The organism is Flavobacterium geliluteum (genome assembly GCF_017948595.1).
Lineage (GTDB): Bacteria > Bacteroidota > Bacteroidia > Flavobacteriales > Flavobacteriaceae > Flavobacterium > Flavobacterium flavipigmentatum.
In genome coordinates, this window is sequence record NZ_JAGFBV010000032.1 from 1 (window position 1) to 14,237 (window position 14,237).

The 14,237-nt window shown below is 34.9% G+C and carries 12 protein-coding genes and 1 pseudogene; 5 read left to right on the top strand and 8 right to left on the bottom strand.

Going from position 1 to position 14,237, the window contains the following annotated elements; genetic code table 11:
* Nucleotides 1–114 (top strand): annotated as a pseudogene (locus J3495_RS19460) (IS982 family transposase); the annotation flags it as partial.
* Here J3495_RS19460 and J3495_RS16550 read toward each other — a convergent pair.
* The 4 genes from J3495_RS16550 to gdhA all read right to left on the bottom strand — a co-directional run bounded on the left by J3495_RS16550 (nt 107) and on the right by gdhA (nt 5,887).
* On the bottom strand, nt 107–1,207 hold the full coding sequence (locus J3495_RS16550) for an outer membrane protein assembly factor BamB family protein (protein ID WP_236025492.1): 1,101 nt from the start codon (nt 1,205–1,207) through the stop codon (nt 107–109). The pseudogene J3495_RS19460 and the gene J3495_RS16550 overlap by 8 nt on opposite strands.
* Before the next feature lie 131 nt (nt 1,208–1,338).
* Nucleotides 1,339–2,052 carry a DNA repair protein RecO gene (gene recO / locus J3495_RS16555; protein WP_210667689.1) on the bottom strand — a complete coding sequence of 238 codons (714 nt, stop codon included), beginning with the start codon at nt 2,050–2,052 and terminating at the stop codon, nt 1,339–1,341.
* 61 nt (nt 2,053–2,113) lie between these two features.
* Nucleotides 2,114–4,396 (bottom strand): type IX secretion system anionic LPS delivery protein PorZ, encoded by a 2,283-nt coding sequence (gene porZ / locus J3495_RS16560; protein ID WP_210667691.1) that lies wholly within the window; start codon nt 4,394–4,396, stop codon nt 2,114–2,116.
* A gap of 147 nt (nt 4,397–4,543) precedes the next feature.
* Nucleotides 4,544–5,887 carry an NADP-specific glutamate dehydrogenase gene (gene gdhA / locus J3495_RS16565; protein ID WP_210667693.1) on the bottom strand — a complete coding sequence of 448 codons (1,344 nt, stop codon included), beginning with the start codon at nt 5,885–5,887 and terminating at the stop codon, nt 4,544–4,546.
* Between the two features lie 325 nt (nt 5,888–6,212).
* On the opposite strand from gdhA, the gene J3495_RS16570 reads away from it, so the two are divergent.
* Nucleotides 6,213–7,007 (top strand): THC0290_0291 family protein, encoded by a 795-nt coding sequence (locus tag J3495_RS16570; RefSeq protein WP_210667695.1) that lies wholly within the window; start codon nt 6,213–6,215, stop codon nt 7,005–7,007.
* 53 nt (nt 7,008–7,060) lie between these two features.
* On the opposite strand, the gene J3495_RS16575 is transcribed toward J3495_RS16570, so the two are convergent.
* Nucleotides 7,061–8,203, bottom strand: a complete 1,143-nt coding sequence (locus J3495_RS16575) for a cystathionine gamma-synthase (RefSeq protein ID WP_210667697.1) — start codon at nt 8,201–8,203, stop codon at nt 7,061–7,063.
* 105 nt (nt 8,204–8,308) lie between these two features.
* On the opposite strand from J3495_RS16575, the gene J3495_RS16580 reads away from it, so the two are divergent.
* Nucleotides 8,309–9,052: a DUF3298 and DUF4163 domain-containing protein gene (locus J3495_RS16580; RefSeq protein ID WP_210667699.1), complete on the top strand. Its 744-nt coding sequence runs from the start codon at nt 8,309–8,311 to the stop codon at nt 9,050–9,052.
* A 12-nt stretch (nt 9,053–9,064) separates the two neighbouring features.
* Here J3495_RS16580 and J3495_RS16585 read toward each other — a convergent pair whose 3' ends face one another.
* From J3495_RS16585 to J3495_RS16595, 3 genes are all read right to left on the bottom strand, one after another.
* Nucleotides 9,065–10,204 carry an ATP-binding protein gene (locus tag J3495_RS16585; protein WP_210667701.1) on the bottom strand — a complete coding sequence of 380 codons (1,140 nt, stop codon included), beginning with the start codon at nt 10,202–10,204 and terminating at the stop codon, nt 9,065–9,067.
* 133 nt (nt 10,205–10,337) lie between these two features.
* Nucleotides 10,338–11,090 (bottom strand): SDR family NAD(P)-dependent oxidoreductase, encoded by a 753-nt coding sequence (locus J3495_RS16590; RefSeq protein WP_210667704.1) that lies wholly within the window; start codon nt 11,088–11,090, stop codon nt 10,338–10,340.
* Between the two features lie 99 nt (nt 11,091–11,189).
* Nucleotides 11,190–12,062 (bottom strand): aldo/keto reductase, encoded by an 873-nt coding sequence (locus tag J3495_RS16595; RefSeq protein WP_210667706.1) that lies wholly within the window; start codon nt 12,060–12,062, stop codon nt 11,190–11,192.
* A 212-nt stretch (nt 12,063–12,274) separates the two neighbouring features.
* Between J3495_RS16595 and J3495_RS16600 the strand changes: the two genes are divergently transcribed.
* On the top strand, nt 12,275–13,279 hold the full coding sequence (locus tag J3495_RS16600) for an AAA family ATPase (protein ID WP_007807095.1): 1,005 nt from the start codon (nt 12,275–12,277) through the stop codon (nt 13,277–13,279).
* Nucleotides 13,280–13,359: 80 nt separating this feature from the next.
* Nucleotides 13,360–14,223, top strand: coding sequence for a DUF58 domain-containing protein (locus tag J3495_RS16605; protein ID WP_210667708.1), 864 nt, complete (start codon nt 13,360–13,362; stop codon nt 14,221–14,223).
* Nucleotides 14,224–14,237: the final 14 nt, after the last annotated feature.

Below are 14,237 nucleotides of genomic sequence, written 5' to 3' on the forward strand. Positions count from 1 at the left end.
AGCGATATTAAAAAATTATTCCCCAGAACAATACATGCTGTTACATTGGAAGGATTTCTAATAAAGCTTACATTGTTTGTATTCGGATTACAATTAAATAAAACAATTAACTAGCAACTTGAATTAAATAATAAATCGGATCTTCTTTATCATCAGAAATTTCAATAAATTTTTTCCAAAGTTTTTCTCCATCTTTATTGATCAACATCATTTCGTTTTCGGCAACGTATAAGAAATCCTGATCAATCGGAATTACTCTTTTCAATCCGTCTCCACGAGCATCTTTTTTCCAGATTTTTTCTCCTGTATTAAGGTCATAAAAGTTAAAACCGCTGTAGTGTGCAACCAATATTTTTGTTCCCCAATCTTCAAGATATACTACTCTTTTTGTTTTGATCGATTCTTTCCAGATACTTTTTCCTGTTTCTGTATTCAAAACATTCAAATATTGTTTTGTAGAAAAAGTTCCAGTATTATTTACCACAACAATGTTTTTATCATTTTGAGTCAAGAAGAATTTCGAATAATCCTCTTCTCCCTTCCAGTTTAATTTACCTGAAGCTCTGTCAAAAGAGTACAATTTACCATATAATAAATAGTAGATTACTGATCCGTGTACTGTAGCAACATTTGTATTTACTGACTCTTTAAAAGAAAAACTAAATAATGATTTTGCTTTATCAACAGTCGTATTCCATTTCAATTCTCCTGTTTGCATATCCAGCAAAGCGATTGCCATATCTCCGTCTTTTTTTAGAGTTAGCAAATACTCGTTGGTTTCAGGAATAAAATCTGATTGTGTTACCCAAAAAGATTCTTTTGACGAATTGTAAACCACTTTACCACTATCAGTATTGATAATGATGTATTTGTTGTTGATGTACGCCTCAACATAAGGACTTCCCGGAACGCTTGTTAAAGCACTTTTTTCTTTAAAAAGTTTTCCAAAGTCAGGATCGCTCAAAATATCGGCAGCAGATGTTGTTCCAAAGTCTTCTTTGGTCAATGTCCAGACGATTTTTTTAGTTTCAGGGTCCAAACCTTTTACAGTTCCGCCTTCTTTAAAAACAACGATTCCTGTTATTTCATTCTGAACCATGTCTTGTACATTGTTCTCTGTAGTAATTATTTCGTCATATTTTCTCTGAGAAATAGCCGAAACACTTACTAATAAAAGTAAAAAAATTGAAAATGTAATTTTCTTCATAGTAGTTTTTCTTTAAAAAGAATTAATAATTAAGCTGTAGATTTCGTAGCTGAATTTGATCTATTAAAAATAATGATGGACAAAATTTTAATAAAATTTCACTGCGCAAATATATAAAAATAGGGTTGAGTTTAAGAAAATATTTCTTTCAAAACTTCTACAGATTTAGGTTTTTTAAATCCATCCAAATGAAAGCTGTAATAATCTATCAAAATTTTCAGCAGCAGCTGTCTTTCAACAACATGAAAAACTTTCTGATCGTTATCAAATTTCAAATCCAGTAGTTTTTTAAACAGATTTGTTTCGTGTTCCGCCAGGGCGCTACCACTTTGAAAAAGCGTAAAAACACCATCATTCATATCAAAATAAGGCAAATCTAGTTCTGTAACATCGGGATAAAAACCGAGGTATTTGGTAGTTTCGAGTAATAAAATCAAATGAAAATTAGAAATTTCGTCATGATGATCAAGCCACGTCAGAGCAGTTTCTAAAAAAACAAAAAGCGATTCGTTTTTTTCTTCTTCCTGAATCGAGTGATGCAGCATCTCCGAGAGAAACATCACCATCGTACTTTTTACCAGATCAGTATGAATGCTCTGAAAAGGAGTCGCAATTTTTATTTCTTTAAAATTTTCTAAAGTGCCTTTGTTTTTATGAACCGCTTCAATCTCAAGAATAGTCAAAGGTTGAAAATAGGCAATCTTTTGGCTCGCTTTTCGACTTGAAAAAGCATCACGGACAAAATAAGATTTCAGTCCGTTGGAGAGCGTAAAACACTTTACAATCAAACTTTTTTCTTGAAATTTTAAGGCCGAAATAACGATTGCTTTGGTTTTGACTTGCAAAATTATTTTTTTTGAAGGTTGAAGTTTTTAGATATTAGAATTTTGAAAAACAAAACAGAATTTACCTAATAATCATCACTTTTTTGACTTTTGTCTCGCCCCCATCCTGTGCGGCAATAAAAATCATATAAACGCCCGAAGCCACTTTATATTTGCCAAAAGCGCTGGTGTCCCACTCAATTGTTCCTCCCTCAGCGGTAGTTTCGTGAACCAAATTTCCTTCGATATCTGTAATTTTTACGTTGGCCTTATCAATTAAACCCGCAATTTTTACCGTTCCCGAAAATCCCGGCCGCACCGGATTTGGATATATATAAACATTGCTCAAGTCATCATTGGCATCTGTTGCAATCCCTTTAAACGAAACCATTCCTTTATTGGTGGCGATAAAAACCTCTCCCGTGGCGCTATTAATCTTAATATCATTTACAACATTACTTGGCAACGGCGAATTATTTATCGTAAAATGATATTTGGTTTCCTGACCGTTTGGTGACACCATAAAAACACCAGAATCGGCAGTACCTATCCACTTGTTATTGGCTCCGTCTACTACAATAGCCGTGATAAATTGCTCGTAAAGCAACTCTTGGGCCAGATCTTCCTCAACAATAATAATCGGATTGGCTTTTAATTGATTTTCGCTTTGAAAATTATTTACATTCGACAAAACACGCAAACCTTTTGTCGTCCCTATCCACAGTTGGTTTTTAGTATCCACTGCAACTGCCCTGACATCGGTAGTAGGCAAATTGCCTGCATCGGCTCCAAAAGTCATTTTTTTAAAAGTATTCAGACTTTCGTTAAAACCTACCACACCGTCTTTACTGGTACCAATCCATTTTGTGCTGTTTTTATCAATCGCAATATTCGAAAAATTAGTAGCTTCCGGATTGTCCAGAATCGTACTGATCGGATAAGTTTGCCATTGACCACTGGTTCTTAGCACTTTCAAGCCATTTTTGATTCGGCTATTGGTCACCCAAAGATTTCCCGATTTATCAAAAGCAGCCCCGTTAATCCTGACATCAAAATAAGTGGGGCCTTCGGTGGTTAAAGTTTCTAAACCGCTGTTTGTATAATCAAACAAAAAAGTAGGGACATCATTTTCTATCTTTAATAATCCCGAAAAAAAAGAACTAGCATAAACTTGATTTTCATTACTGGGATTGACCACTATTCGCGTTATCGATTTGGCATCCAAAACTTCCTCGTATGGAATATTCAACCATGCCAAATTACTGTATTTGCTAATTCCGTAACTATCCAAATTATATGGATTGTAAAACAAATCATAATCGCCATAAACAGCCCAAAGCGAATTTGGAGTAACATCTACAGAAAAAATATTGTTTCGAGTTGGCCCCTTTGGCGTGTTATTTTCAAAAACAGAACCTGAGGACAAAGTACCCGAAAACAAACCATTTTCTTTTGTTCCGATATAAATTAAATCGTCAACAGAAGTTGCACAGCTAAAATTTAATTTATCACTCAAAACTTGAGTATTCGAAATTTGGCGACTTAAAACCATCTGATTATTATAGACAAAAATTGTATTGGGCGTGGTAATAAACAAGCTATTATTGACCGCACGCATATCTGTAGAAGGTTGTTGAAGTTGCAAAAACCCAACAAATGTATTCGAATTATAACGATGAATATTTCCTGTAGTATTGATGGCTATCAATTCTGCATCTAGCGTTTCAATACTCGACCATTCACCATTATTTATGGCAGGCCATTGACTAAAATCTATTAAATTTGGACTTGTACTATTGGCTCTTCTGATTCCGCTTGAAGTAGCGGCAAAAATAAATCCGTTAAAAAAAGCTGTTTGTTTAACACTTATTTCTACTCCGTTTTCACCTATAAAATAGGTATCTCCAAACTGAGAAGTAGTTAAATTAAATTGCACAATCCCAAAATCGCAAGAAACATAAACCAAACCATTATGCTCCATAAAATGATTGATTTTTTTGAGATTTGATGGCAACTGTTTGTTAATTATATCTACCTTTTTGAGTAAAGTTCCATCAGTTTCATTGATAACGATCAGCAAACCGTTTTCGTAACCAACGATTGTTTTTTTGAAAGCTTCGCTGTGGTAAACAGCCGATATAGTTTGTCCCGAAAGTCCCTCGACAGTAGTAGTCGTTGTAAGTAGATTGGAAGTTGCATTTTTTGAGAACAAAGCATTTTCTGAAGCTGCAAAAACTGCTGTTGCACCTTCTGAAATATCTTTAATTTCGTTAAACGAAAAATAACCTTGCCACGACAATTTATTTTGTGCAAAACCAAATTGCAGCAGCATTAAACACACTATATAAAGGAAGCTTCTTTTCATGTTAAACCGATTCGAATAAACAAATATACTACAAACGAAAGTATTTGAATTTTGTTCTGATTCAAATATTTTTTTTAAACAAAAAAGCCTTCTATTTATCTCTTTCGAAATAAAATGAAGGCTTTCTTAAAATGTTATTCAGAAAAATTATACTACACCTTGCGCAAGCATAGCATCAGCAACTTTTACAAATCCGGCAATGTTAGCTCCTTTTACGTAGTTTACATAACCATCTTCTCCAGCACCATATTTTTTACATTGATTGTGAATACCAACCATGATGTCTTTTAATCTCAAATCTACTTCTTCGCTCGTCCAGTTAAGACGAATAGAATTTTGCGTCATTTCTAATCCAGATGCAGCAACTCCACCAGCATTTGCTGCTTTTCCTGGCGCAAACAATACTTTATTATCCAAAAACAATTTTATTGCGTCTAAAGTAGATGGCATGTTGGCTGCTTCTGTTACACATAAAACACCATTATCAATAAGTTTTTTAGCATCATCACCGTTCAACTCATTTTGAGTTGCACAAGGAATAGCAATATCTACTTTTACTTCCCAAGGGCTTTTTCCTTTATGAAAAACAGCATGTGGATATTTATCACGATAAGACTCAGCACGGTTATCGCCGCTGGCTCTCATTTCGAGCATAAAATCAATTTTATCTCCTGAGATTCCTTCTTCATCATAAATATATCCATCAGGTCCAGAGATAGTCACTACTCTACCTCCTAATTCATTTATTTTTAAAGCAACACCCCAAGCCACATTTCCGAATCCAGAAACAGCAACTCTTTTTCCTTTGATCTCGTGCCCTATGGTACGCAACATCTGATCTGTAAAATAAACCACTCCGTATCCTGTAGCTTCTGGTCTAATTAATGAACCTCCGTAAGCAATTCCTTTTCCGGTTAAAACTCCGGTAAACTCGTTTCTAATTCTTTTGTATTGACCAAACAAATACCCAATTTCGCGCGCACCTACACCAATATCTCCGGCAGGAACGTCTAAGTCAGGACCAATATGACGGCATAATTCTGTCATAAAGGATTGGCAAAAACGCATCACCTCTCCATCAGACTTACCTTCAGGATCAAAATCAGATCCTCCTTTTCCACCTCCCATAGGAAGCGTTGTCAAACTATTTTTGAAAACTTGCTCGAAAGCCAAAAATTTCAAAACAGATAAATTTACGGTATGATGAAATCTAATCCCGCCTTTATAAGGTCCGATCGCAGAATTCATCTGAATCCTAAAACCTCTGTTTACTATTATTTCTCCTCTATCATCTACCCACGGAACTCTAAATATTATAGAACGTTCTGGTTCTGCAATTCTAAGAAGTAAGTTTTTTCCATCGTATTTTTTTCGCTCTGCGATAAATGGAATAACCGTTTCTGCAAATTCTCTAACGGCTTGAAGAAATTCTGGCTCGTTTGGATTTTTCGACTCAACAAGAGCCATAAATTCATTTATTTTTTGTTCCATTTTGAAATAAATTATTCAAGTAAATATTTTAATTTTCGTTTCATTAAATAAGAAAAATACTTTTAAGAAAACGTTTTCGTTTTAACACACAAAGATACAGTAAAATGATAATTCAATGTTATTTTTTTTTGTTCTGAAGATCGAATTGTATATTTTTCAATCAATACCAAAAATAGCATTTTACAGTTTAGATTTTACAACAAATTACCATAATTAAAGTTAGCAAATTAAGTCTTTTATCAATTATTTTTCAATACAACTATTTAATATTTTGTATCATAGAGGTTTTTTATATATTTGCATGATTCGAAAGCCCCCAAATGATATGTTGAAAAAAATTGCATTTTCGTTAGTTACTCTTATCGGCTTCTCAACTACATCAATGGCTCAGGGCGGTTTTGCTCATGAAATAGGTGTGATTTTTGGACCCGTAACTTTTCAATCTGATTATGGTGAACGCCATGATTTAGACACAAATCTTGGCAATACAGGATTTGGTATCGGAATAACTCACTACTTAAACTTTTCTGCTAACAATAATCGTGACCGTTTTTTCTCAGAACACTTTAAAGTTAGGTCAGAATTATCATTCAGCAAAACAAACCTCCAACATTTTGGAGAATGGGTCGAAAAAGATCCTGCAAGACTGGGTGTACAACAGCTTAAAGCGATGCGTGGATCATCAACTGTGTTCAATCTTGGTAGTCAGTTAGAATTTTCTCCTTTTATGAAAATTCATGATTTCGAAAACACTATTGGTGCCTTTAGTCCTTATGTAAGTTTAGGATTTTTAGTAAGTTATTACAAATCACATGTAGGATCAGATTTGGGTCAATTAGGTACACCTGATACCACTTTTCCTAAATATTTAACACCGTCAGACGGGCATCAATTTGGTTTTTCAAGCGAAAACGGTGTCGTTTTATCGGCAACTGCGGGTCTTGGAGCTCATTACAAAATAGCCGACATGCATGATATAATGATCGAAGCTCGTTTCCAGATGTTTAGTTCTGACTGGGTAGACGGATTAAACCCAAACAAAGATATTTATACCGAAAACAAAAACAATGACTGGCAAGTCTGGTTTAACGTAGGATACATTTATTATTTAGAGTTTTAAAAAATTTATATGTAAAACAAAACCCCAATTCTCTCGAGTTGGGGTTTTTGCTTTTATGCTAATGCCTGTTCTAAATCGGCTATTAAATCTTCTGCATCTTCTATACCTACACTCAGTCGCACCAAATCATCGGTAATACCAACCTCAGCACGTTTATCTGCCGGAATTGAAGCGTGCGTCATCAACGCCGGGTGATTGGCTAATGATTCTACACCTCCCAAAGATTCTGCCAGCGTAAATACTTTTAATTTTTCTAAAAAGGCAATAGAATCCTCTTTTTTACCAGAAACGAAGGTAAAAGAAACCATTCCGCCAAAAGCCTTCATTTGTTTTTTGGCAATTTCATGAAACGGATGATTAGGCAATCCTGGATAATATACCGTTTTTATTTTCGGGTGATTGCTCAAAAATTCGACTACTTTTTCTCCATTTTCGCAGTGTCTTTGTACTCTTAGCGAAAGCGTTTTGATACCTCTTAAAACCAAAAAACTATCCATTGGTCCAAGTGTGGCACCCGTTGCAAATTGCTGAAAATGCAATTGCTCTCCCAGAGCTTCATCTTTTACAATCAAAGCACCCGCAATTACATCTGAGTGGCCTCCTAAATATTTGGTCGCTGAATGCATTACAATATCGGCGCCAAAATCAAGCGGTTTTTGTAAATAAGGCGTTGCAAAAGTATTATCTACTGCAAACCAAATTTTATGCTCTTTTGTAATTTTGGCAATTTCTGCAATATCTGCTAACTTCATTAGCGGATTAGTAGGGGTTTCTACCCAAACTAATTTGGTATTTTCATTAATTAGAGACTTTAATTTTGTAAGATCGGTCATGTCTACAAAATGAAATTTAATTCCCGAATCTTTGTAAATTCTCGAAAACATTCTGTACGTTCCGCCGTACAAATCATCCATTGCAATGACTTCGTCTCCTGCCTTAAAAGATCTCAAAATACAGTCTGTAGCTGCCAAACCAGAAGAAAAAGCCAAACCGCGAGTACCGTTTTCGATACTTGCCAAAGCATTTTCTAAAGCCGTACGCGTAGGGTTTGATGCTCTACTGTACTCATAATCTCCCAACGGTTGCCCCGGACTTGTCTGGACAAAAGTGGAAGTTTGATACACCGGAGGCATAACAGCTCCCGTACTTGGGTCATGATGCTGACCACCGTGTATTACTTTTGTATTGAATTTCATATAGTTACGATTTTTAACGACTTAAATATTCTACAAATTTACCGTTTAATTTATTCTAATCCTGAAACAACTCACTACCTTTGTATATAATTAACATTTTTTGACATGAAAAACTGCCTTCTATCCCTCCTATCACTATTTGTATTCGCCAGCTGTACTAAAGAACTTTCATTTGAAAATGAAACCGTTAAAAAAGAATCGGCTTTGCCATGCAAAAAAGATTGTCCCAAAATCAGCATTGATGTTCCTGTGGCAAAAAATAGTCCGGTAGTAGCAGACAGTATCAACAAAAAAATTCTAAACATCTTAAAAGAAATTGTTTATTTTGGAGAAAAACCTGCAGAAGCTAAAAATTATGCTACTCTGGCGGCCTCTTTTATTGCTTCTTATGAAGAAATGCACAAAAAATTTCCTAGTGAAACCTTTGGTTGGGAAGCCAAAATAGCTGGAAATGTCGAATTTCAATCTGAACAAATTCTTAATATAAAAATCGACCATTATACCTTTACTGGCGGCGCTCACGGTTATCAAGGTTTTCGATCGCTATTATTTGATCCGAAAACCGGAAAAAATATTCCTAACAATCGATTATTCAAAAACGAAAAAAAATTCAAAGCTTTCGCTGAAAAAGAATTCAGAACCAAATTTAAAATTCCGTCCGCGGCCAACATCAATTCAACTGGTCTTATGTTCGAAAATGACGCTTTTCAGCTTCCGCAGAATATTTTTTATACCAATCAGGGTTTACTTTTATACTACAACTCGTATGAAGCTGCTTCGTACGCAGAAGGCCCTCTGGAACTGCTTTTTCCTTATGACGCAATTAGTGATTATTTAATTTTTATGTAAACTCAGATTTTTTTATTGAAAATCATATTTCATTTTTCTTAAAACCCTCAAAGCTTCTTTAAAAGACAAATACACTTGTGAGAAAGGCTTCAAAAGCAATTTTGCATCGATTAATTTTTGCTTCGCTTCTTCAAAACCATTCAAATAACAAATCATAAAAGTAGACGGAAGATTTTCTAAATCCTTCAATTCTATATGAGACAATAACAATCCTTTTTGCAGTTTTTGAAGCAATGCCATATTCGAATTATAAATATGATACAACATTTTTATATTGAATTCTGGCGGTTTAAAAAGCATTTTTCGGTCGATTTTGTAATATCCGTTATCAAAAAAATGCAACGTTTGCTCTTCTAAAGGATAATAACTCGTTTTGTCGTTTAATCCTAGCGGAATGTACTCTGTTATCGTAAAACTATCCTCATCAAAAACAATAGTCACGACATCCTGTGCAGAGTAGAATAATTTAATTTGTTCGTTAATCAACTCAATATCAACGCGGGACAAAAATGTTGTTTCGCGAGACTTTTTAGGAACACCTGCCCAGCAAATTACAAATAACTCCTTAAAAACATGATATTTGGGCGACATGTCTTTATGCCTGAAATTCATAAAATCGATAACGCCGTCTAAAGTATACTGAATACTATTTCGAGAGCTGTTTTCTATTCCGATTACCGTTTCGGTATTCTGGTAATTTTTTTCTATTTCGCCTTCGACTGGAACAGAGTTACTTCCGCGCCGCACAAAAACACTATTTGCCGGAGTGGTATGAATTCCTTTCTTAAAATACGAAACTTTACTTTTGGGTTTAATGGTTACCAAACCTACCACCTTGTCTTTTGGAAGATTTGGAAAAGGTACATTCTCGTACTGAATTTTCGGTGGATTTTCCAGAAAAGCATTCACTAAATTCTGAATTCGACTATCATCAAAGAAATCATCGCCGACAATTTCATTATCATGATCTTCAACGCCCACTACGATATAAGAATTATTAGTAGGATTGGAGTTTGACAGCGCACAAATATGTTTCAAAAACTTTCCTTTTCCTTCGCGCGAATGCAAATTCAATTGCCTTTTTTTATCATAAAAACTGTTCTCGTCATTATGAGCGAGAAGATTTTTTATCAAAAGGCGTTTATTGATCATTTATTTTAGACTTCTTAGATTATTAGACTTTATGATATCCCAGAAGTTTTTTTTTAACCTTCTAGGATTTTAATTTAAAAACAAATAATACCTACAAGGTTAAAAAAAAACCTTGCAGGAAAAGCACAATAAATTAATCTCTTTTAACAATAGTCGACGAGGCCTGCGCTGTGCTCATTACAACAAGATCGGCAATATTTACGTGATATGGTCTCGAAACTACAAAATGAATAATATCTGCAATATCCTCAGCTTGTAACGCATGAAAACCTTTGTAAACATTAGAAGCTCTGTCGGCATCTCCTTTAAAACGAACTTCACTAAACTCGGTTTCAACCATGCCTGGATGAATAGCACCTACTCTGATTCCGAAAGGATTCAAATCAATTCGCATTCCCTGGCTAATGGCATCAACAGCGTGTTTTGTCCCGCAATATACATTCCCGTTCGGGTAAACTTCTTTGGCAGCAGTTGATCCGATGCTAATAATATGTCCCGATTTTTTTGCTGTCATTTTCGGAATTACCGCTTTCGAAACATACAAAAGACCTTTTACATTGATGTCAATCATCGCATCCCAATCTTCCAAATCACCCGTTTGAATTGGATCTAAACCATGCGCATTCCCAGCATTATTAATTAAAATATCAATGTCTGAGAAATAGTCCGGTAACGAATTAATACTTTCCGAAACCGCTTCTTTATCTCGAACATCAAAGGCTAAAGAATGCACTTCTGTATATTCTGAAAGTTCTTTTTCCAACTCAATAAGTCGGTCTTTTCTTCTTCCGCAAATGATGATTTTATAATGATATTTAGCAAATAACTGTGCCGTTGCTTTTCCTATTCCGCTGGTGGCGCCAGTAATTAAAATTGTTTTTTTCATTTTGATATATTTATTTTTTGCCACAGATTAAAATGATTTTAAGAGCTATAAAAATCTGTGGCAAATAAGAACATTTAAACCTACTATCGATTTTTATTTTTATGGCACATCATCGCCCATACTTTCTATCCAGATGGCGAACCAGTCTTCTTGGTCTAATTTTAATTCTACTGCTTTCATCAATGATTGGATTCGAGCAACATTTACCGTTCCTGCAATCGGAATTACAGCTGCGGGATGTTTTAAAATCCACGAAAGTAAAAGAGTATCAGAACCTAAATTGTATTTTTCGACCAAACTCACTAACAATTTTTTCAAACGACGTGTTTTTTTGGTGTCTTCTCTAAAAACAGTCCCAAGCGGATTCCACGAAAGTGGACGAATTCCATGTGTTTGCATGTAATCAAAACTCCCGTCCAGCATTGGCTCGTAATTTGTTGCTGAAAATTGTACCTGATTGTAACTCACTTCTGTCTTCTGACGAATCAATTCGGTTTGAGAACTAGAGAAATTAGAAAGTCCAAAATCGATTATTTTTCCTTCCGTTTTTAATTTTTCTACCGCTTCGGCGATTTCGTCTGCCTGCATCAACGGACTTGGTCTGTGCAATAAAAAAACATCTACATATTCTGTTTTTAGTTTTTTTAAAGATTCTTCGACCGACCAAATAATATAATCTTTAGAATATTCGTAATGTTTTATTTTATTCTGACGACTCTCTGCGATCATTTGGATGCCACATTTGGTGATCAATTGCAATTTTTCTCTTGCGATTTTACTTGCCTGAAATGCTTTTCCAAAATCGGCTTCGGTGGTGTACGAACCGTAAATATCGGCGTGATCAAAAGTGGTAATTTTATTTTCGATACAGATTTGTATCATGTTTTCCATTTCTTTTGGAGTAAGGTTTTTATCCCAAACGCCCCAATTCATAGTGCCTGAAATAATAGGCGATAATGCAGTTTTGCTCATGGTTTTATTGCGTTATTTGTGGTATTAAATATGCTTTTTTATAACATAATCATCAAAGTTCTTAAAAATATAAAAATAGAATCACAATTCGTCCTTAAAATTAGGTCGTTGGTCGAAGTTTTAACCATTCTTTAACATCTTACTTCTCAAAAAATATTCAATTTGCACTCTCAAAAGTAAGGCATAAAAATCAAGGTTTTAAAAATATTTATATGGAAGAAAATACAACGACTTTAGACATTAGAGCGATAAATGAAAAAATTGAAAGAGAAAGTGCTTTTATAGACCTTCTGACAATGGAAATGAACAAAGTTATTGTAGGCCAAAAACACATGGTCGAGCGTTTATTAATCGGGCTTTTGGGTCAAGGTCACATTTTGTTGGAAGGTGTTCCGGGATTGGCAAAAACTTTAGCAATAAATACTTTGTCGCAAGCCGTTCAAGGATCTTTCAGCCGTATCCAGTTTACGCCTGACTTATTACCTGCCGATGTTGTTGGAACGATGATTTACAACATCAAAGCAAACGAATTCTCGATTAAAAAAGGGCCTATTTTTGCCAATTTTGTACTTGCAGATGAGATCAACCGTGCTCCAGCCAAAGTACAATCTGCATTATTAGAGGCCATGCAGGAAAAACAAGTAACGATTGGCGATACCACTTTTAAACTGGATCGTCCCTTTTTGGTTCTTGCCACTCAAAACCCGGTTGAGCAAGAAGGAACTTACCAACTTCCTGAAGCGCAAGTCGATCGTTTTATGCTAAAAACCGTCATTGACTATCCAAAAATTGATGAAGAGCGTTTTGTTATTCGTCAAAACTTAAAAGGAAGTTACGAAAAAGTAAATCCTGTTGTTTCTGTAGAACAAATTTTGCGTGCTCAAGAAGCGGTTCGTGAAGTTTACATGGATGAAAAAATCGAAAAATACATTCTAGATATTATTTTTGCTACTCGTTATCCAGAGAAGTACAAGCTAGCCGACTTAAAACCACTTATTAGCTTTGGAGCATCGCCACGTGGAAGTATCAATTTAGCCAATGCGGCAAAATGTTATGCTTTTATCAAACGCCGTGGATATGTAATTCCGGAAGATGTTCGCGCAGTTGTACACGATGTTCTGCGTCATAGAGTTGGAATAACGTATGAGGCTGAAGCCGAAAACATTACTTCTGTAGACATTATCAACAAAATCGTAAACGAGATTGAAGTACCTTAAAAAGATTTTAGATTTTAGATTGCAGATTTTTAGATTTCAGATCTAAAATCAGTAATCGTTAATCAACAATCAACAATCAAATGGATACAAAAGAGCTTTTAAAAAAAGTACGTAAAATAGAAATCAAAACCAAAAGACTGAGCAATCATATCTTTTCGGGCGAATATCACTCGTCTTTTAAAGGTCGCGGTATGACTTTTAGCGAGGTGCGTCAATACCAATATGGAGATGATATTCGTAATATCGACTGGAATGTGACCGCACGCTATAACGAAGCGCACGTAAAAGTTTTTGAAGAAGAGCGCGAACTGACCATGGTTTTGATGGTTGATATTTCGGGTTCTGAAGGTTTTGGATCTAAAAGTCAATTTAAAAAAGACATCGTTACCGAAATTGCGGCCACCATGGCTTTCTCGGCTACTCAAAATAATGATAAAATTGGTTTAATATTATTTTCGGATACAATTGAATTGTATATTCCACCCAAAAAAGGCCGTTCGCATGTTCTGAGAATCATTCGGGAATTGATCGAATTTGAGCCAAAAAGCCAAAAAACAGATGTTGCTCAAGCTTTGAAATTCTTATCGGGAACACAAAAAAAGAAAGCCATTATTTTTATGATTTCAGATTTTATGTCCGAAGATTATGAGCAAACATTAAAAATTGCCTCTAAAAAACACGATATTACCGGAATTCGGGTGTATGACATTCGAGAAGAAAAAATCCCAAATTTAGGTATGGTCACGATGGTTGATGCTGAGACTGGGAAAATTCAGTTGGTCGATACGGGTTCAAAATCGGTGAGAATAAATTATGAAAAGTATTATCATGAAAGAGTCAATTATTTCAAGGAAGTTTTTAGTAAATCTGGTGCAGGAGTTGTCAATACAAGAGTTGACGAAAATTACGTAACCAAATTATTAGGTTATTTTAAATCGAGATAAATAAAATTTTAGAG